Origin of the sequence: Janibacter sp. LM (genome assembly GCF_039631275.1) — a bacterium.
Classification (GTDB): Bacteria; Actinomycetota; Actinomycetes; order Actinomycetales; family Dermatophilaceae; genus Janibacter; species Janibacter terrae.
In genome coordinates, this window is the sequence record NZ_JBDIVG010000003.1 from 1 (window position 1) to 18,173 (window position 18,173).

Below are 18,173 nucleotides of genomic sequence, written 5' to 3' on the forward strand. Positions count from 1 at the left end.
ACTGGTGACGGTGTGGGAGAGTAGGACGCAGCCGGACAAACATTGTGCCAAAGCCCTCGACGAGTCGTCGAGGGCTTTGGTGCGTCCTGGGGCGGGTGCACACCCGTCGCTGCAGGACGACACAGGCGAAAGAGGGGCCCCGCCGGCACGATGCCGGCGGGGCCCCCTTCGTCGTGCTCGGACCTGCGTCAGCCGTCTGAGGGCTTGTTCATGCCGTCCTTGATGAGGTTCATGACGGACGAGTCCGCGAGCGTGGTGACGTCACCGACCTCTCGGTTCTCCGCCACGTCCTTCAGCAGCCGCCGCATGATCTTGCCGGAACGGGTCTTGGGCAGCTCCTCGACGATCATGATCGAGCGCGGCTTGGCGATCGGACCGATCTCCTTGGCCACGTGGCCACGCAGCTCCTGGACGAGCTCCTCGCCCTGGGTCCCGGAGTCGGCACCTTCCTGCCGGAGGATGACGAAGGCGACCACCGCCTGGCCGGTCGTCTCGTCGCTCGCGCCGACCACGGCGGCCTCGGCCACCCTGGGGTGCGAGACGAGCGCGGACTCGATCTCCGCCGTGGACAGCCGGTGACCGGAGACGTTCATGACGTCGTCGACCCGGCCGAGGATCCAGATGTTGCCGTCGGCGTCGTACTTCGCCCCGTCACCGGCGAAGTAGTACTCGGGGCCGAAGCGGCTCCAGTAGGTGTCCTTGTAGCGCTCTGGGTCCCCCCAGATGCCGCGCAGCATGGCGGGCCACGGCTTGGTGAGCACGAGGTATCCGACCTGCTCGGGCTCGGTGAGCGGCTGGCCCTCGTCGTCGAGGATCTCCGCGCTGATGCCCGGGATGGGCCTCTGCGAGCTGCCCGGCTCGAGCGTCGTCACCCCGGGGAGGGGGGAGTTCATGATCGCGCCGGTCTCGGTCTGCCACCACGTGTCCACGATGGGGGCGGTGCCCGCACCGATGACATCGCGGTACCAGCGCCACGCCTCGGGGTTGATCGGCTCACCGACGGAGCCGAGCACCCGGATGGAGGAGAGGTCGTACTTCTTGGGGATCTCCTCGCCCCACTTCATGAAGGTGCGGATGGCGGTGGGGGCGGTGTAGAGGATGCTCACCTTGTACTTCTCGACGATCTCCCAGAACACGCCCTGGTGCGGGCTGTCGGGGGTCCCCTCGAAGATCACCTGGGTCGCGCCGTTGGCGAGCGGCCCGTAGACGATGTAGCTGTGACCGGTCACCCAGCCGATGTCGGCGGTGCACCAGTAAACGTCGGTCTCGGGATGAAGGTCGTGGACGACGGAGTTGGTGTAGGCGTTCTGCACGAGGTAGCCGCCGGAGGTGTGCAGGATCCCCTTCGGCTTCCCCGTCGTCCCGGAGGTGTAGAGGATGAAGAGCGGGTGCTCGCTGTCGTGCGGCTGCGGCTCGTGCTGGTCGGAGGCGCTGTCGACCACGTCGTGCCACCAGACGTCGCGCGAGTCGTCCCAGTCGACGTCCATGCCGGTGCGCTTGACGACGAGCACCTTCTCCGCGGTCGTACCCTGGACGGCGTGGTCGACGGCGGCCTTGAGCGGCATCGACTTGCCCTTGCGGAACTGCCCGTCCGTGGTCACGACGACCTTGGCCTCGCCGTCCTCGATGCGCGTCCTGAGCGCGTCGGAGGAGAAGCCGCCGAAGACGACCGAGTGGGGCGCGCCGATGCGCGCGCAGGCGAGCATCGTGATGACCGCCTCCGGGATCATCGGCATGTAGACGGCGACGCGATCCCCCTTCGTCACTCCGAGCGACTCGAGGGCATTGGCCGCCTTGCAGACCTCGCGCTGGAGGTCCGCGTACGTGATCGTGCGGTCGTTGCCGTCCGCGGCGACGACGTGGAGGGCGACGCGGTCACCGTTGCCGGCCTCGACGTGCCGGTCGACGCAGTTGTAGGCGACGTTCAGCTCGCCGCCGAGGTACCACTTGGCGAAGGGGGCCTCGCTCCAGTCGAGCGTGGTGTCGAAGTCCTTGGACCACGTGACGTACTCCCGGGCTCGTGCCGCCCAGAATCCCTCGTGGTCCGCCGCTGCCTCGTCGTAGAGCGCTGCCTTGCCGTTCGCCTGTGCGGCGAACTCGGTGCTCGGGGCGTAGTCCGACACATGTCCTCCTCATCGAGAGCCCGCGCGACGGTGCGCGGACGTGGTGTACCTCTCCACCTTGGCCCGCGGGGGCGGTGAGCACAACGTGGTCCCACGGACCGTCGCCGGGCGCGGGGGAGCAGGCGACGAGCGGTCGAGGGGAGTGTGGTCACCCTGCACAGCCTCCGGACCGACCGCGCCGCGCCACCCTGAGCACAGTGACCAGTGATCGGTGCGAGCGTGGCCCCCTCCGCCGCGATCTGGGACGGTTGGGTGATCACAAGGAGGTGGTTGACGTGTTCACCGAAGGACAGTTGTACTCGCCCGTGACCGAACACGCAGACGGCAGCGTCGAGGTGCACCTGGCGGACACGCACCCGGGCCGTGAGGACCCGGAGTACCTGCGGCGACGGGGCGAGATCGCCGGCGCCGCCCTCGCGTGGGAGCGCGGCTCGCAGCCCGTCCCGACCATCACCTACTCCGAGCGGGAGCACGAGGTCTGGCGCACGGTGAGCGCCGAGCTCGCCCCGCTCCACGAGCGGTACGCGCACAGCGAGTACCTCGCGGCCAAGGAGCGGCTGGCGCTGCCGACCGACCACGTGCCCCAGCTCGCGGAGGTCGGCGAGCGCCTGGTCCCGCTCACCGGGTGGACCTACGTCTGCGCGCCGGGGCTGGTGCCGCTGCGTGACTTCTACGCGGACCTGGGCAGCCGCACCTTCAACTCCACGCAGTACCTGCGCCATGACTCCCAGCCGTTGTACACGCCCGAGCCGGACATCATCCACGAGGTGATCGGGCACGCCAACCAGCTCGCCAGCCCGCGGTTCGCCGCCATCACGCAGGCTGCCGGGCGCGCCTCCCTGCGCCTCGAGACGCAGGAGGCGATGAAGCTCGTCGCGGACGTCTTCTGGTTCTCCATCGAGTTCGGCGTGATGCGCGAGCACGGCGAGGCCAAGGCGTACGGGGCCGGGATCCTCTCGAGCTACGGCGAGATCCAGGAGTTCGGCCACATGGAGATCCGCGAGCTCGACCTCGCCGACATGGGCACCCTCAACTACGACATCACGGCCTACCAGCCGGTGCTCTTCGCCGCCGAGTCGCTGACGCACCTCGAGGACGTCGTCGGCGAGTTCTTCACGACGGTCGACGACGACGCGGCGGCGGCGCTGCGTGCCGAGGCGGGCCGGCGGGGGCTCGTCCCCGGCTAGGGAGCCTCGACGAGGGCCGCGATGCCGGTGAGCACGATGCCCAGCCCCGTCCCGAACTCCGCGGGGGAGCGCGGCGGCGGGGCGATGCCCGAGCGGGTGGCCTGGTCGTGCGACTGGGCGACGTACGCGTGCCCGTAGACGAAGTGCAGCAGCGTGCTGGCCGCCGTCGATGCGAGGTCCTCCTCCAGCCCGGCATCGGCGAGCAGCTCGCCCACCTCCGCGGCGGGTGCCTGCCCGCCCATGCCGAAGGCCCACATGCTCATGACGAGGTCGGCGCCGTCCGGGTAGGCGGTGACGGCAGCGTGCAGGTCCGTGCAGCGGCGGTGGACGCGTTCGCGCCAGTCGGCGCCCGGTGCCGACGGGTGCTGCGGCCCGCGGCGCAGGATCTCGTCGGCGACCGCCCCGAGGAGCGCCTGCTTGTTGGGCACGTGGTGGTAGATCGCGCTCTGCTGCACCCCGAGCTCGGTGCCGATGGCCCGCATCGTCAGGTCGGGCAGGCCGACCCGCGCGAGGATCGACAGGGCGGTCTCGACGACCAGCGCGTGGGTGAGCGGCCGGCGGGGGGAACGAGGGGATGGCACGGTCCCGACCCTATGACGACGAAGGGGGGGAGAGCCGCAGCTCTCCCCCCCTTCGTCTCGCGCTGACCGGACGGTCAGTGCTCGACCACCTCGGCCACGCCGTGTCCGGTGAGGCTGCGGACCTCCATCTCCGCGAACTTGGCCCGGTTGAACTCCTTGCTCGTCACGGTGCCGAGCCAACCGAGGAAGAACCCGAGCGGGATCGAGACGAGGCCGGGGTTGTCCAGCGGGAACCAGCTGAAGTCCACGTCCTGCAGCATCGAGGGCGACTTGCCGGTCAGCGGGTCGATCGGCTTGCCGGACACCACGGGCGAGAAGACGATCAGCAGGAGCGCGGAGGACAGACCGCCGTACATCGACCACAGCGCACCCCGGGTGTTGAAGCGCTTCCAGAAGAGGCTGTAGAGGATGGTCGGCAGGTTGGCGCTCGCCGCGACCGCGAAGGCCAGGGCCACGAGGAAGGCGATGTTCTGGTCCTTGGCGAGCATGCCGCCGAGGATCGCCACGACGCCGGTGCCGACCGCCGCGTACCTCGAGACCTTGACCTCGGCGTCCTGCGAGGCCTGGCCCTTCTTGAAGACCTGGTTGTACAGGTCGTGGGCGACGCTCGCGCTGGCGGTGATGGTCAGGCCGGCGACCACGGCGAGGATCGTCGCGAAGGCGATGCCGGAGACGATGCCGAGGAGGACCGACCCGCCGAGCTCGTAGGCGAGAAGCGGGGCGGCGGCGTTGGCCTTGCCGGGAGCGTTGGCGATGACCTCCGGGCCGACGAGGGCGCCGGCGCCGTAGCCGATGACCAGGGTCAGCAGGTAGAAGCCACCGATGAGCCAGATGGCCCACTCGACCGACTTGCGCGCCTGCTTGCTCGTCGGAACCGTGTAGAAGCGCTGCAGCACGTGCGGCAGGCCGGCGGTGCCGAGGACCAGGGCGAGCGAGAGCGAGATGAAGTCGATCTTCGTGGTGAGGTTCTTGCCGTACTTCAGGCCCGGCTCGAGGAGCTTCTCGCCCGCCGCGGGGTTCTTGTCGACGGCGGCCTGCATGACACTCGAGAGGTTCATGCCGAACTTGCTGAGGACCCAGACGGTCATCACGGCGACCGCGAAGATCAGGAGCACCGCCTTGATCATCTGCACCCAGGTCGTGCCCTTCATCCCACCGATCATCACGTAGGCGACCATGACGATGCCCACGACCGCGATGACGACGTTCTGCGCCGCCGACCCGTCGACGCCGAGCAGCAGCGAGACGAGGCCGCCGGCGCCGGCCATCTGCGCGAGCAGGTAGAAGAAGGAGACGGCGAGGACCGAGCTGGCCGTCGCGATGCGCATGGGGCGCTGCTGGAGCCGGTAGGACAGCACGTCCGCGAGGGTGAACCGGCCGGTGTTGCGGAAGAGCTCGGCCACGAGCAGGAGGGCGACGAGCCACGCCACGAGGAAGCCGATGGAGTAGAGGAAGCCGTCGTAGCCCTGGAGGGCGATGGCGCCGGCGATGCCGAGGAAGCTCGCGGCGGACAGGTAGTCGCCGGCGATGGCCAGGCCGTTCTGCCGACCGGAGAAGGAGGCCCCACCGGTGTACATCTGGCTGGCCGTCTTGTGGCCCGAGGCCACCTTGATGACGATCGCGAGGGTCACGACGACGAAGACGACGAAGATCGAGATGTTGAGCGCGGGGGAGCCGGTCTGCTCGGCCGCGACGAGTGCGGGGATCATCCGTCCACCTCCGGGGTCCCGTGGGCGCCGACCTGGGCGGCGACGGCCTCGGCCTGCGGGTCGAGGACCCGGCTGGCCCAGCGGACGTAGGCGATGGTGATCGCGAAGGTCGTGACGAACTGGCCGAGGCCGAGGATCACGCCGATGTTGATGTTGCCGAAGACCTTGGTCGACATGAAGCCGGGGGCGAACATCGACAGCAGCACGTAGAGGAAGTACCACGCGAGGAAGAACGCGGTGACGGGGAAGACGAAGCCGCGGAAGGTGCGGCGCAGGTCGCCGAACTCCTTCGACTCCTGGACGGCGATGTAGCGCTCGCCGAGCGATTGAGCGTCGCTGCTCATGGCTCACCTCCGGTTAGGGGGAGACCCGGACAGCGGTGGCCGGGTCGGGACCAGAGTGGACCGCCCCGGTCCGTCCCCGGGGCCACCGTGCGCGGGCTCGCGGTCGGCGGGAGCACCCGTCGCCGTGCGGACCACGAGCGTGCGCCGAGCGGCCCCGTGGACGCGACGAACGGTCAACCGGTCTCCACGAGGACGTCCTCGGGCGTGTGCAGCCGGGTCATCGTCCGCGCCCACCTCCGCGGGCGCGGCGTCGCCAGGGAGACCACGATCGTCACGACGAAGGCGAGCGGAGTCGCCCACGCGGTCGGCGCGGAGGTGAGGGCGCCGAGCCACCCCTCGGGGGCGAGGTCGGTGACGGAGACGATGGCGGCGACCGACGTGGTGAGGCCTCCCACGCTCACGCCCGCGGCGGCCCCCTTCGCCGTGAGCCGAGGCCACCAGACGCCGAGGATCAGCAGGGGCGCGAAGGTCGCCGCCGCGATCGCGAAGGCGTGGCTGACCGCCGTCGAGATGCCGACCGGGCCGGCCGTGCAGGCCACGACGAAGGGGGCGAGCACCCCGACCCCTGCCGCGAGACGGAAGGAGGCGGCCGGGCCGGCGTCCCCGTGCGTCAGCCGGGCGGAGAGCGGGCGCAGGACGTCCTGGTCGATCGCCCCGGCGACCGACATCGCCACGCCCGAGGCGGTGGCGAGGAAGGCGGCGAAGGCGCCGCCCGCGACGAGGGCGGTGAGCAGCTGGCCGTCCAGGCCGGGGAGCATCGCGCCGGGGAGCGCGAGGACGACCGTGCGGCTCGGGTCGTCGCTGATGTCGGCCCGGTCGAGGTAGGCGCGACCGAGGTAGCCGTAGATCGGGGGGAAGACGTAGAAGAGGCTGAGCAGCACGAGCACCGAGACTGTCGTGCGCCGGGCCGCGACGCCGTCGGGGTTGGTGTAGAAGCGCACGGCGATGTGCGGCAGGCCCATCGTGCCCAGGCACAGCGCCGCGAGCGTGCTGTACGTCGTGAAGAGCGTCCGGCTCGTGGGGTCGTCGGAGGTGAGCGGCTCCCACCACGAGGCCTCCGCCTGCGGGGTGGGGGCTCCGGTGCGCTGCCAGACGAGGAGGAGGACGAAGGCGGGCACCGCGATGGCCGTGAGCTTGATCCAGTACTGCACCGACTGCACGAGGGTCACCGAGCGCATGCCACCGGCCGCGACGTTGAGCACGACGATGACCGTGAGGACGGTGGCGCCGACCCAGGTCGGCAGGCCGCTCACGTGCCGCAGCGCGAGCCCGGCTCCCTGCATCTGCGGCAGCAGGTAGAGCCAGCCGATGCCGACGACGAGCAGGGCGCAGCCGCGGCGCAGGGCGGTGGACTCCAGACGCGACTCCGCGAAGTCGGGGAGGGTGTAGGCGCCCGAGCGACGCAGGGGCGCGGCGATGAGCAGCAGCAGGACGAGGTAGCCGACGGTGTAGCCGATGGGCATCCACAGCATGTCGATGCCCTGGTCGAAGACCAGCCCGGCGACGCCGAGATAGCTCGCGGCGGACAGGTACTCGCCGCTGATCGCGCTCGCGTTGCGCCACGGGGTGACGGCGCGGCCCGCGACGTAGAAGTCGCTCGTGCCCTTGGCCAGGCGCAGACCGAGCGCACCGAGCGTGAGCGTCGTCAGGCAGACGAGGGCGATCGCCGCGACGCTGAGCGGCTGGGTCACCTGCGGCCCACGAGGTCGCTGAAGTCGGCCTCGATGCGCTCGCTGGCCCGGGTGTACCAGCGGGCGATGAGGACGACGCCGGGGTAGACGAGCAGGCCGAGGACGAGCCACGGCAGCGGGACACCGAGCAGCTCCAGCCGGCGCAGCGGCGGGGCGAGGGCGAAGAGGAGAGGCAGTGCGCCGAGGGTGACCAGGCCGACGGCGAGCACGCTGAGGGAGAGCTGGAGCTGGGCACGCACGAGGGAGCGCACGTACGTCGTGCCGAGCCGGGACTGGTCGGCGATCTCCTGACGGACGGTGGGCGGTCGGACCTGCCGGGTCCGGTGGCGGGTGCGGGTGACGCGGACCCGGTGGGGCGGGGTGCTCACCCCTCGTCCTGGCCCGGGCGGGGCCGCAGGAGGGTGCCGCGCAGGTGCCGGGTGTGCCGCCGGCTCACCTGCAGCTCCGTGCCGTCGACGACGACCGAGCACCGACCCGCGTCGTTGTGGATCTCGCTGATGTGGCGGGTCGAGACGAGCGTCGAGCGGTGGATGCGCACGAACCCGACGTCGGCCCACTCCTCCTCGAGGGTGGCGAGGGGGATGCGCACGAGGTGCGAGCCGCTCGGGGTGTGCAGCCGGACGTAGTCGCCCTGGGCCTGCACCCAGCGGATCTCGCTGCGGGGGACGAACCGGGTGATCCCACCGAGCTCGACGGGGATCGTCTCCTCGTCCTCGGGGGCCGAGGCGGGCTGGGCCTCACGCTCGGCGGCGGCGAGGCACCGGCGCACCGCCTCGCCGATGCGCTCGGGCCGCACCGGCTTCATGAGGTAGTCGACGGCGTCCAGGTCGAAGGCGTCGACGGCGTGGTTGTCGTGCGCGGTCACGAAGACGACCTGGGGCCGCTCGGCGAAGCGCCGGATGACGCGGGCCAGCTGCATGCCGTCCAGCCCCGGCATCGAGATGTCGCTGAAGACGACGTCGACGGCCTCCCGCTCGAGCGCCGCGAGGGCGGCCGTGCCGCTCGCCGCGGTGAGCACGCGGCTGATGCGCTCGTCCTGGTCGAGGAGCCAGGCGACCTCGTTGCGCGCCGGCGCCTCGTCGTCGACGACGAGGACGGTCAGCGCGGCGGGACGAGACGGTCGCGGCATGGCCCCCACCCTAGGCGGGTTGCTCGAGGGCAGGGGAGTACTTGGGCACCCGGAACGAGACCTTCATCCCCGCGCCGGGAGCCGTGTCGACGACGAGGCCGAACTCCTCGCCGTAGACCTGGCGCAGCCGCGCGTCGACATTGCCCAGCCCCACCGAGTCGGATCGGGACTGGCCGTCGAGGATCTTGCGGATCGTCTCGGGGTGGGCGCCGACCCCGTCGTCGTCGACGGAGAACTCCGCGACGCTGCCGTGGTCGGTCGCGCTGAGCACGACGTGCCCGGGTCCCTCCTTGGGCGCCAGGCCGTGCCGGACCGCGTTCTCGACCAGCGGCTGGATCGCGAGGTAGGGCACGCGGACGGGCAGCACCTCGGGCGCGATCTTCAGGGTGATGGACAGCCGGTCGCCGAAGCGGGCCTGCTCGAGGACGAGGTAGCGCTCGACATTGCGCAGCTCCTCGCTCACCGTCGTGAACGCACCGTCGCGACGCAGCGCGTAGCGGGTGAAGTCGGCGAACTCCAGGAGCAGCTCGCGCGCACGGGACGGGTCGGTGCGCACGAAGGAGGCGATCGCGGCGAGCGAGTTGTAGATGAAGTGCGGGGAGATCTGCGCCCGAAGCGCCCGCAGCTCCGCCTCCATGGCACGGGTGCGCTCGAAGGACAGGTCGGCCAGCTCGACCTGGGTCGCCACCCACGACGCGACCTCCTCGGCCGCTCGCGCCAGGCCGGCCGAGACCTGCGGGCCGTAACCCGCGATCGCGCCGACGACCCGGTCGTCGACGATGACGGGGGCGATGACGGCTGCCCGCACCGGGCACTCGGTCGAGGTGCACGTGACCGTGTCCGGCCCGAGGACGACGACCTGCCCCGAGGCGAGGACCGGGGCGGCCTGGTCCATCACGGCCGGCAGGTGGTGTCTCCCTTCGCCCTCCCAGACGATGACGCCGGAGGTGTCGCAGACCGCCAGCCCGGGGGTCGCGAGCATGGCCCGCAGGTACGGGGCGGCGCGCTCGCAGCCGTCGTCGGTGAATCCGTCGGCGAGGTGCCGACCGGCCATGGAGGCGGTGTGGAGGGTCTCGTAGGTCGCGAGGTCGGTGACCGAGATGAAGCCGGGTCGGGCCCGTCGCCAGCGCACGAGGGCGATGACGAGGCCCAGCGCGAGGAAGCCTCCCGTGACCACGGCCACGGTCGGCAGGTGCAGGCCGGCGTCCATGGGCGAACCCTAGTGCCGCCTACGCTGTGCGGGTGCCAGACTCAAGCCCGCTCGTCGCCGCCCTGACCCAGCTCGCCGCGATCCCGGAGGTCGCCGAGGCCTCGGACCGGGCCCGCGAGGCGTGCACCAACCTGCGCTGGCACGAGGCACTGCGCCGGCGGATCCCGGAGGCGTCCGCGGAGTCCCGCGTCCGCGGTGCCTGGGCGAGCGCCGAGCTCGACGGGGCCCGCTCGACCGCGACGATCGTGCGCGACCTCATGCGGGGGGCGCGGGAGCGCAGCCCCGACCCGGACCCGGCAGAGCGGGTCATCCACGGCGCCATCGCGGCCACCGCGGAGAGCGAGCACCTGCGCGACCTCGTCACCCGCTCGCCCGGGCAGGCGCTGGCGCGCCTGCACACCGCGGCGGCGGCGCAGCTGGTCACGGACCACGGCCAGCTCGGCCGGCCCCGCGTCGAGGGGGAGGGGTGCGAGGAGTTCGCCGACCTCGGCCCGGCGCCGACGGGCGAGGAGCTGCGGCGCCGGCTGTCCGGGATCATCGAGCTCATGCAGTCGGCGAGCGAGGCGCCGGCGCTCGTCGTCGCCTCGATCGTGCACGCGGAGATCGCGACCGTGCGGCCCTTCGTCGTCGGCAACGGGCTCGTCGCGCGGGCCGTGGAGCGGGCGATGATCGCCGCGACCGGGCTCGACCCCACGGGCGTCGCGGTGCCCGAGGCGGGGCACGGCCACGAGGGCGGTCCGGCGTACCTCGGCTCGCTCGGGGGCTACGTGCACGGTGGCGTGCCGGGGGTCACGTTGTGGCTGAGGCACTGCGGTGACTCGCTCGTCGCGGGCGCCGAGGAGGGCTGGCGGGTGGCCGACTCGGTGCGTGCGGGGCGCCTCGGCTGAGACCCTCGGCACCTCGCGCGCGTCGGGAATTGCGTTCCCGGCGTGGAGGGTTATTGTTGTCCTCAGCTGCTCCCTTCGGGTCGAGCGGCCAACGCCCGGCTCCCTCCCCCCGGAGTCCGCGCGTTGACGGCCCCGGCGCTCCCCCGCCGGGGCCGTCCCCTTTCCTGGGAGTGTGCTCCACGGACCACGCTCGTCCACAGACCACGGTGGCGTGAAGGGGGCATCCACAGGGCCGCCGGCCCCGTTCCGGGCGCCGTCGGGTCGGGGGCAGGGTCGAGGACATGCATCCCGTCGTCATCGTCACCGGCGCCTCCGGAGGGCTCGGCGCCTCCACGCTCGCTGCCGTCACGGCCACCGTGCTCGCCCGCGACGGCTCACCGGTGCTCGTCGACGGCGCCTTCGCCTCCGGTGGGCTCGATGCCACGGTCGCCGCGGAGCACCTCGACGGGCTGCGCTGGGGTGATCTCGCCGAGCACGAAGGGGAGGTCGACGCCGCCCGCCTGCGCCGGGCCCTGCCGCTCGGGCCGGTGCCTGTCCTCGCCGCCCGCGGGCGGCGCCCTTCCCCCGGGGCGGTGCGCGAGGTGATGCTGGGGCTGGCGGCCGAGGGGCCGGTGGTCGTCGACCTGCCCGCGATGGGCCGGGTGCCGGCGGTGTGGGCGGAGCTGGCCGCGCTCGTCGTGCTCGTGGTCGGCCTGCGGCCCCGGTGGCTGCGCGACGGGGAGGTGGTCGCGGGCGCGCTCGGGGACCTGCGCGGGTCGACGTTGCTCGTCACCCGCGGGCCGCGGCGGGCGGAACGGGTCTCGGAGCGGGCGGCCGAGCACCTGGGGCTACCGCTGCTCGATCACCTCGCCGACGACCCGGGCGTCGTCCGCGACGAGGCCCACGGACGCGCGCCCCGGCCCAGAGGAGCCGTCGGCGAGGTGGCGCGGGCACTCGCCGCGGAGCTGCCCGGCCACGGCCCGGCGCTCGCCGAGCGTGTCCTGGGGCTGGCGTCATGAGGTGGTCGAGCGCGATCGACGAGCAGGTGCGCGCTGGCAGGGCCCCGGACATCGGGGTCATCGACGAGGTGGCCCGCTCCGAGGCGGTGCGCCTGGGTGCGGCCGGGACGGCGCGGAGGTCGGGGGAGCTGCGCGCGGACCTCATGGGTCTCGGTGCGCTCGAGCCGCTCGTCGCCGACGCGCTCGTGACCGACGTGCTCGTCAACGGGGACGGCTCGGTGTGGGTCGACCGGGGCGAGGGCGTGACCCGGGCCGACGTGGTCGTCGGGGACGCGGACGCGGTCCGGCGCCTGGCCACGCGGCTGTCGGCGATCGCGGGGCGGCGTCTCGACGACGCCCAGCCCTGGGTGGACGGCCTGCTGCCGCGCGGGATCCGCCTGCACGCCGTGCTCCCGCCGTTGGTGGCCGACGGGGCACACGTGAGCCTGCGCATCCCGCGGCACCGGGGCGGTGGGCTCGACGCGCTCGTCCGGCTCGGTATGGCCACCCCCGCCCAGGCGGAGCAGCTGCGCGAGGTCGTCGCCGACAAGCGCGCCCACGTGGTCACCGGGGGGACGGGGACCGGCAAGACGACGCTCCTCGCGGCGATGCTCGCCGAGGTGCCGTCCGCAGAGCGGCTGCTCGTCGTCGAGGACGTGGGGGAGATCCAGGTCGGGCACCCTCACGTGGTGCGGTTGCAGGCGCGGGCGGCCAACACCGAGGGCGCCGGTGAGGTGACGATGGTCGATCTTGTGCGGCAGGCGCTGCGGATGCGGCCCGACCGGCTCGTCGTCGGAGAGGTGCGGGGCGCGGAGGTGCGTGACCTCTTGCTCGCGCTCAACACGGGGCACGAAGGGGGCTGCGGCACCCTCCACGCCAACCGCGCCGAGGACGTGCCCAGTCGCTTCGAGGCGCTGGGTGCGCTCGCCGGCATGAGCCGTGAGGCGGTGCGCGCCCAGCTGGTCAGCGCGATCGAGGTGGTCGTGCACCTGCGGCGGGTCGGTGGGCGTCGCGTCGTCGACTCGATCGGCCCGCTGCCCGGGGTGCGGACATGACACTCGCCGTGGTCGGCCTCGTGCTCGCGGCCGTGCTGCTCTGGCCGGGACCGACGACGGGCGTGTCCCTCACGGCGCCCGCCGCGCCCAGTCGTGGGTGGTGGACCCTTGGGACCGCAGGTGGACGCCTGCGCGACCTCGAGTCCCTCGCCGTCGTCGCCGACCTGCTGGCGATGGCCTTGCGCTCGGGAGCGACTCCCGTGGCTGCCGTGCGGGTGGTGACGGGCGAGGCCCCACGGCCGTGGCGGTCGGTGCTCGAGGAGGTGGGGGCCGAGCTCACGACCGGGGGTGGCGCGGGCGGGGTGTGGCGGAGGCACGCGGCCGGGCGTCCCGAGCTGGGTCCGCTCGCGGGCGCCTGGTCGCTGAGCGAGGACCTCGGCGTCGCCCTCGCCCCGTCCATGGCGACCAGCGCGCAGGTGCTGCGGGCCCGGGTGCAGGCGCGGCGCCGCCTCGAGGCGGCGACCGCGGGTGCGCGGGCGACGATGCACATGCTGACGCTGCTGCCACTCGTGGGGATGCTCGCGGGGTTCGCCTTCGGCCTCACGCCCTGGGAGGTGTACGGCCACAGCGCGGTGACGATGGGCGCGGCCGTCCTGGGGCTCGTGCTCACCGCCGTCGGGTGGCTCGTCTGCCGGTGGGTGCTCGCACGGGCCGTGCAGCCGAGGGTCCACACGTGAGCATCCTCGTGGTGCTGCTCGTGGTGGTCGCGGTGGCGGTGTGGCCGGGCCGGGCCGCCGGCGTGGGGTGGCTGCGGCGGGAGCCGGAGCCACCCAGGTCGACGGCCTCGCTCACGGTCGACGAGGTCGCCGACTCGAGCGTCCTCCTGGCGCTCGCGCTGCAGTCCGGGCGGGGCCTGGTCCAGGCCTTGGAGGAGGTCGCCGAGGTGTCCGCGCAGGGCGCGGGCGAGGACCTGCACCGGGTGGCCGCCGCACTCGGGTGGGGCCGCTCGATGGCGGAGTCCTGGACCTACGCGCGAGAGCTGTGGGGTCCGACGGCGACGGCCTTCGTCGTCGCCGACGCGGTGGGTGCCCCCTCTGCCGCGGTGCTGCTCGACGCGGCCGAGACCCTGCGGGACACCGAGGCCAGACGGCTCGAGGAGTCCGGGGGCAAGGCCGCCGTGATGCTCGTCCTCCCGCTCGGGCTGTGCTTCCTGCCGGCCTTCATCGCGACCGCGGTCATCCCGCTGGTCGCCGTGCTCGTGGGGACCCAGCTCGGCTGACCCGTCGGCGCGCCCCACGGGTCGAGGTGATCCCCACCGGGTGGGCGGTCGCTGCGACCTCGACCCGGCCAGCCGAGATCGGCGCTTTCCCCAACCCGGTCCTGCGTGTCGTGACGGTCCACAGGTCCCGCGCGACCCTCCCGCGTGCGGGCCCAGGGGCGAAGGGTGGAAGTCAGCGCAGCACACCAGGTGCTGCCGAGAGGGAGGAACGACCCATGAAGAAGTCCATCGTCAGCTGGGTCCACCGTGGGCGACTGGCCTGCGAGGCCGGGATGACCACGGCGGAGTACGCGGTCGGCACGCTCGCCGCGTGCACCTTCGCGATCGTGCTGCTCGCGGTCGTGAAGTCCGGGACGATCAAGACGGGCCTGTCGGGTGTCATCCTCGAGGCGCTCGGCATCCGCTGAGGGGACGGGGGACGCGGGGATGGTGACGGCGGAGCTCGCCCTCACCATCCCCGCGGTCGTCCTCGTCCTCGTCATCTGCCTGTCCGCCCTGTCCTGGGGCGTCGACCGGGTGCGCTGCGTGGACGCCGCCAGGGTGGCCGTCCGTGAGCTGGCCCGGGGCGAGTCCCCGTCCCGTGCGCTCACGGACGCGCAGCGCACGGCTCCCGACGGGGCGCGTCTGGAGGCCGGGCGCAGCGGCTCGGACGTCACCGTCACCGTGACGGCTCCGTCACCACCGGCCCTGGCCTTCGCGGCCGCGGAGACCTCGTGCGCGTCGACCGCCCGGCTCGAGTCCGTCGATGTCGCCCCGTGAGCTGCGCGCCGAGGCCGGCTCGTCGACGGTCCTGGCTGTCGGGCTCATCGCGGTCCTGCTCACCATCACGCTCGCGGCCCTGGCCGTCCTCAGCGCGGTGCGGGCGGCGCACGTCGCCCGCTCTGCGGCGGACCTGTCCGCCCTCGCGGGGGCTGTCGAGTACCAGCAGTCGGCCGACGCGGGCGGCGCGTGCGCCGAAGCCCGCCGTGTGGCTGCACACCACGACGTGGCGGTCATCGGCTGCGATGTCGGTGGCGGGGGCGAGGTGACCGTCACGGTGTCGGCGAGGATCCCCCTTCGGCTCGGCGGGGTCGGCCCGGACCATGCCGAGGGGAGGGCTCGCGCCGGCCCGTCACCGGAGGACGGGTGATGCCCCGGACCGCCTGCCCGAGGACCCTCCGTGGCCGGCCACGACCACGGCCTGGCCCGTCAGGGGCGCGGGTCGCGACGGATCGGGCGCGTCGCGTCCGGTCCGAGGGCGTCGCGGCCCGGGGTGGCGACACCCGTGTCGATGCGCTCGGTCGGCTGGTCGGTGAGCGTCGGGTCGTGTCGCTCGGCCACCTCGGCGCGCTCGCGGGCGATCTCGGTGGAGACGCGCTGGTCCTGGAGCTCGCGGTCGCGGCGGGCCACCTCCTCGCGGTGGGCCGCCTCTTGGTCGGCGAGGCGCTGCCTGGCGGCCAGCTCCTGCTCCTTGCGCTGGCGGCGCTGCCTGGTCCGTCGCGTCAGGGCCGCCTTGATGAGCACGAGCCCGAGCCACAGCAGGAGCATCGTCGCCATGCCCGCGACGACGAGCGCGAGCGGGTCGAGGGTGATCGTCACCGCGTCGAAGAGCTTGATGTCGACGTCCTGGCCGGCGACGTCCGGGGCCTGGGTGCCGAGGAGCAGGGCCGCGCCGAGCGCGAGGGCGACGAGCACGAGGATGAGGCCGAGGATGACCATGGCAGTAGCTCCCGGAGGTTGTCAGCCCGCGGTCTCCTGCAGCGGGTCCTCGCTCACTGTATGTCCGAGCGAGGCCAGGAGCAGGTCGAGCAGCGCGACGGCGCCGCGAGCGTCCAGCGGCTCGTTGCCGTTGCCGCACTTGGGCGACACGACGCAGGCCGGGCAGCCGTCGCCGCTGCACCCGCACGCGGCGATCGTCTCGCGGGTCATCGTCAGCCACTCGCCGATCCGCTCGTGCGCGCGTGCCGCGAACCCCGCACCCCCGGGGTGCCCGTCGTAGACCATGACGGTGGGCAGCCCCGTCTGCGGGTGCTGGTCGGTGGAGACGCCGCCGATGTCCCACCGGTCGCACGTGGCGAGGAGCGGGAGCATCCCGATCGCGGCGTGCTCCGCGGCGTGCGCGGCGCCCGGCACGTCCTGCTCGGCGACACCGGCCCGCGCCAGCGCCTCCGGCGTCATCGTCCACCACACCGCCCGGGTCGAGAGGGTCCGCTCGGGCAGGTCGAGCTCGTGGCGGCCGATGACCTCGCCGCTCGGCAGTCGCCGGAGGAACCCGGTCACCTGACGGCGCACGTCCACCCGGCCGAAGGAGACCCGGACCGGTCCGTGGTCGACCCCGACCTCCTCGGCGACGATGTCGAAGGAGGACACCGACTGGGCGTGCGTCGACCACCCCGGGTCGCCCAGCACGACCGTGGCCGTCGACTGCTCGAGATCGAGGTCGGTGACGACGAAGGTGCGCCCCTGGTGCACGTGCACGGCGCCCGTGTGGACCTGCGCGTGCGCCGAGCTCTCGTCGACCGTCCCGACGACGCGACCGGACCTCCCTTCGACGATGCTCACCACCTCGCCGATGCCGCGCAGGGACACGTGCTCGCCGGGCCGGTCGGGCCGGGTCCAGAACCAGCCGCCGGGGCGGGCACGCAGGATCCCTCGCGTGACGAGCACGTCGAGGACGCCGCTCAGCCCCTCGCCGAACCAGCGCTCGTCGTCGAGGGTCACGGGGATCTCCGCGGCGGCGCAGGCCACGTGCGGCACGAGGACGTGGAGGTTGCGCGGGTCGAGCACGCTCGTCTCGACCGGGGTGTCGAAGACCGCCTCGGGGTGCTCCACCACCCAGGTGTCGAGCGGGTCGTCGGCGGCGAGCAGCACGGCGAGGGCGTCCTGCCCGTCCCGCCCGGCGCGACCCGCCTGCTGCCACACCGAGGCCAGCCGACCGGGCCACCCGGCCATGAGGACGACGTCGAGCCCGGCGATGTCGATGCCGAGCTCGAGCGCGTTGGTCGCGGCGAGCCCGAGCAGGTCGCGGTCGCGCAGCCGACGCTCGATGATCCGCCGCTCCTCGGGCAGGTAGCCGCCCCGGTAGGCCGCGATCCTCCCTTCGTCCACCGCGCTCACCCGCCGCGCGGCGGAGGAGGCGAGGGCCTCGACCCCCGCCCGCGACCGCGCGAACGCGAGCGTCTGGACGTCCCGGCCCACGAGCTCGGCCATGAGCTCGGCGGCCTCCGTCGTGGGGGAGCGGCGGGCGCCCTCGTCGTCCTCCGGCGGCTGCCACAGCGCGAAGGTCAGCGCCCCGCGGGGCGAGCCGTCGCGCGTCACCGCGAGCACGTCGTCCCCGATGAGCCGCGAGGCGTGGCCGCCCGGGTCGCCGACGGTGGCCGAGGCGAGGACGAACACCGGATCGGCGCCGTACCGGCGTGCCACCCGCCGCAGCCGGCGGATGAGCAGGGCGACGTGCGACCCGAAGACCCCCCGGTAGACGTGGCACTCGTCGATGACGACGTAGCGCAGCCGCCGCAGCACGTGCGCCCAGTGCTCGTGCCCTGGCAGCAGGGAGTGGTGCACGAGGTCGGGGTTGGTGAGGATGACGTCGGCGTGGTCGCGGATCCAGCGCCGCTCGTCGGTCGGGGTGTCGCCGTCGTACGTCGCGGCGCGGATGCCGGGGACCGCCCACGACTGGATCCTCGCCAGCTGGTCGGCAGCCAGCGCCTTGGTCGGGGACAGGTAGAGCGCGGTCGCGCCGCGGCCGTTGGCGGCGGCCCGACCCTCGAGCACCGCGGTGAGCGAAGGGAGGAGGTACCCCAGCGACTTGCCCGAGGCCGTACCGGTCGCCAGGACGACGTGCCTGCCCTCCCGTGCCGCCTCGGCGGCAGCGGCCTGGTGTGACCAGAGCCGGTCGATGCCGGCGCCGGCGAGGGCGGTCCGCAGGGGTGGGGCGACCCAGTCCGGCAGGTCGGCGTGCTCCGCAGGGCGACGGGGGATCGACTCGACGTGCCGCACCCGGTCCTCGCGGCCGGCGGCCAGGGCGCGGAGCAGGTCGGGGGCCTGCGGACGGGTGCTGGACATGTGATCTACGGTAGGCC

General features: G+C 73.2%; 19 protein-coding genes. 9 read left to right on the forward strand and 10 right to left on the reverse strand.

The genetic code is table 11. The annotated features are described in order from the left end of the window. Positions 1–188: 188 nt before the first annotated feature. Entirely contained in the window at positions 189–2,123 is a 1,935-nt protein-coding gene (gene acs, locus ABC138_RS02000; protein WP_068321082.1) for an acetate--CoA ligase, read from the reverse strand. 305 nt (positions 2,124–2,428) lie between these two features. Here acs and ABC138_RS02005 point away from each other — a divergent pair, with 305 nt between their 5' ends. Next, positions 2,429–3,310 (forward strand): phenylalanine 4-monooxygenase, encoded by an 882-nt coding sequence (locus ABC138_RS02005; RefSeq protein ID WP_245634843.1) that lies wholly within the window; start codon positions 2,429–2,431, stop codon positions 3,308–3,310. Here the strand turns inward: ABC138_RS02005 and ABC138_RS02010 are convergent. The 7 genes from ABC138_RS02010 to ABC138_RS02040 form a co-directional block, all read right to left on the reverse strand. After that, positions 3,307–3,891 (reverse strand): TetR/AcrR family transcriptional regulator C-terminal domain-containing protein, encoded by a 585-nt coding sequence (locus ABC138_RS02010; protein WP_068426111.1) that lies wholly within the window; start codon positions 3,889–3,891, stop codon positions 3,307–3,309. The genes ABC138_RS02005 and ABC138_RS02010 overlap by 4 nt on opposite strands. Before the next feature lie 74 nt (positions 3,892–3,965). Continuing rightward, a complete protein-coding gene (locus ABC138_RS02015; RefSeq protein ID WP_068321092.1) occupies positions 3,966–5,600 on the reverse strand; it encodes a cation acetate symporter in 1,635 nt (544 codons plus the stop codon). Continuing rightward, positions 5,597–5,944: a DUF485 domain-containing protein gene (locus ABC138_RS02020; RefSeq protein WP_068321095.1), complete on the reverse strand. Its 348-nt coding sequence runs from the start codon at positions 5,942–5,944 to the stop codon at positions 5,597–5,599. The genes ABC138_RS02015 and ABC138_RS02020 overlap by 4 nt, the downstream gene beginning before the upstream one ends. A gap of 173 nt (positions 5,945–6,117) precedes the next feature. Continuing rightward, positions 6,118–7,635, reverse strand: a complete 1,518-nt coding sequence (locus ABC138_RS02025; RefSeq protein WP_345912596.1) for a cation acetate symporter — start codon at positions 7,633–7,635, stop codon at positions 6,118–6,120. Beyond that, positions 7,632–8,003, reverse strand: coding sequence for a hypothetical protein (locus ABC138_RS02030; protein WP_345912597.1), 372 nt, complete (start codon positions 8,001–8,003; stop codon positions 7,632–7,634). Before ABC138_RS02030 ends, ABC138_RS02025 begins: the two co-directional genes overlap by 4 nt. Continuing rightward, positions 8,000–8,764, reverse strand: coding sequence for a LytTR family DNA-binding domain-containing protein (locus tag ABC138_RS02035; protein WP_345912598.1), 765 nt, complete (start codon positions 8,762–8,764; stop codon positions 8,000–8,002). The genes ABC138_RS02030 and ABC138_RS02035 overlap by 4 nt, the downstream gene beginning before the upstream one ends. Before the next feature lie 10 nt (positions 8,765–8,774). Beyond that, positions 8,775–9,974: a histidine kinase gene (locus ABC138_RS02040; protein ID WP_082817278.1), complete on the reverse strand. Its 1,200-nt coding sequence runs from the start codon at positions 9,972–9,974 to the stop codon at positions 8,775–8,777. A gap of 32 nt (positions 9,975–10,006) precedes the next feature. On the opposite strand from ABC138_RS02040, the gene ABC138_RS02045 reads away from it, so the two are divergent. From ABC138_RS02045 to ABC138_RS02080, 8 genes are all read left to right on the forward strand, one after another. Next, the gene (locus ABC138_RS02045) at positions 10,007–10,861 is read left to right on the forward strand and encodes a Fic family protein (RefSeq protein ID WP_068426121.1); all 855 of its coding nucleotides are present in this window, start codon (positions 10,007–10,009) and stop codon (positions 10,859–10,861) included. A gap of 281 nt (positions 10,862–11,142) precedes the next feature. Beyond that, entirely contained in the window at positions 11,143–11,859 is a 717-nt protein-coding gene (locus ABC138_RS02050) for a hypothetical protein (protein WP_338537552.1), read from the forward strand. Further along, on the forward strand, positions 11,856–12,893 hold the full coding sequence (locus tag ABC138_RS02055; protein WP_068321110.1) for a TadA family conjugal transfer-associated ATPase: 1,038 nt from the start codon (positions 11,856–11,858) through the stop codon (positions 12,891–12,893). The genes ABC138_RS02050 and ABC138_RS02055 overlap by 4 nt, the downstream gene beginning before the upstream one ends. Beyond that, on the forward strand, positions 12,890–13,570 hold the full coding sequence (locus tag ABC138_RS02060) for a type II secretion system F family protein (RefSeq protein ID WP_345912599.1): 681 nt from the start codon (positions 12,890–12,892) through the stop codon (positions 13,568–13,570). Before ABC138_RS02055 ends, ABC138_RS02060 begins: the two co-directional genes overlap by 4 nt. Next, positions 13,567–14,112 (forward strand): type II secretion system F family protein, encoded by a 546-nt coding sequence (locus ABC138_RS02065; RefSeq protein WP_068321116.1) that lies wholly within the window; start codon positions 13,567–13,569, stop codon positions 14,110–14,112. The genes ABC138_RS02060 and ABC138_RS02065 overlap by 4 nt, the downstream gene beginning before the upstream one ends. A 215-nt stretch (positions 14,113–14,327) precedes the next feature. Then, a complete protein-coding gene (locus tag ABC138_RS02070; protein WP_068321119.1) occupies positions 14,328–14,519 on the forward strand; it encodes a DUF4244 domain-containing protein in 192 nt (63 codons plus the stop codon). 19 nt (positions 14,520–14,538) lie between these two features. Further along, positions 14,539–14,871 carry a TadE family type IV pilus minor pilin gene (locus ABC138_RS02075; protein ID WP_345912600.1) on the forward strand — a complete coding sequence of 111 codons (333 nt, stop codon included), beginning with the start codon at positions 14,539–14,541 and terminating at the stop codon, positions 14,869–14,871. Then, positions 14,858–15,241: an Rv3654c family TadE-like protein gene (locus ABC138_RS02080; RefSeq protein ID WP_068426134.1), complete on the forward strand. Its 384-nt coding sequence runs from the start codon at positions 14,858–14,860 to the stop codon at positions 15,239–15,241. Before ABC138_RS02075 ends, ABC138_RS02080 begins: the two co-directional genes overlap by 14 nt. Before the next feature lie 59 nt (positions 15,242–15,300). Here ABC138_RS02080 and ABC138_RS02085 read toward each other — a convergent pair whose 3' ends face one another. Both ABC138_RS02085 and ABC138_RS02090 read right to left on the reverse strand, forming a co-directional pair. After that, positions 15,301–15,810 (reverse strand): hypothetical protein, encoded by a 510-nt coding sequence (locus ABC138_RS02085; RefSeq protein WP_068321128.1) that lies wholly within the window; start codon positions 15,808–15,810, stop codon positions 15,301–15,303. A 21-nt stretch (positions 15,811–15,831) separates the two neighbouring features. Further along, the gene (locus ABC138_RS02090) at positions 15,832–18,156 is read right to left on the reverse strand and encodes a DEAD/DEAH box helicase (RefSeq protein WP_068321131.1); all 2,325 of its coding nucleotides are present in this window, start codon (positions 18,154–18,156) and stop codon (positions 15,832–15,834) included. Between the last annotated feature and the right edge of the window lie 17 nt (positions 18,157–18,173).

Coding starts and splice junctions, on each gene's coding strand:
- ABC138_RS02085 (WP_068321128.1), bottom strand. CDS start 15,810: ATGGTCATCCTCGGCCTCATCCTCGTGCTCGTCGCCCTCGCGCTCGGC.
- ABC138_RS02070 (WP_068321119.1), top strand. CDS start 14,328: ATGAAGAAGTCCATCGTCAGCTGGGTCCACCGTGGGCGACTGGCCTGC.
- ABC138_RS02090 (WP_068321131.1), bottom strand. CDS start 18,156: ATGTCCAGCACCCGTCCGCAGGCCCCCGACCTGCTCCGCGCCCTGGCC.
- ABC138_RS02080 (WP_068426134.1), top strand. CDS start 14,858: ATGTCGCCCCGTGAGCTGCGCGCCGAGGCCGGCTCGTCGACGGTCCTG.
- ABC138_RS02040 (WP_082817278.1), bottom strand. CDS start 9,974: ATGGACGCCGGCCTGCACCTGCCGACCGTGGCCGTGGTCACGGGAGGC.
- ABC138_RS02020 (WP_068321095.1), bottom strand. CDS start 5,944: ATGAGCAGCGACGCTCAATCGCTCGGCGAGCGCTACATCGCCGTCCAG.
- ABC138_RS02075 (WP_345912600.1), top strand. CDS start 14,539: ATGGTGACGGCGGAGCTCGCCCTCACCATCCCCGCGGTCGTCCTCGTC.
- ABC138_RS02035 (WP_345912598.1), bottom strand. CDS start 8,764: ATGCCGCGACCGTCTCGTCCCGCCGCGCTGACCGTCCTCGTCGTCGAC.
- ABC138_RS02050 (WP_338537552.1), top strand. CDS start 11,143: ATGCATCCCGTCGTCATCGTCACCGGCGCCTCCGGAGGGCTCGGCGCC.
- ABC138_RS02055 (WP_068321110.1), top strand. CDS start 11,856: ATGAGGTGGTCGAGCGCGATCGACGAGCAGGTGCGCGCTGGCAGGGCC.
- ABC138_RS02015 (WP_068321092.1), bottom strand. CDS start 5,600: ATGATCCCCGCACTCGTCGCGGCCGAGCAGACCGGCTCCCCCGCGCTC.
- ABC138_RS02060 (WP_345912599.1), top strand. CDS start 12,890: ATGACACTCGCCGTGGTCGGCCTCGTGCTCGCGGCCGTGCTGCTCTGG.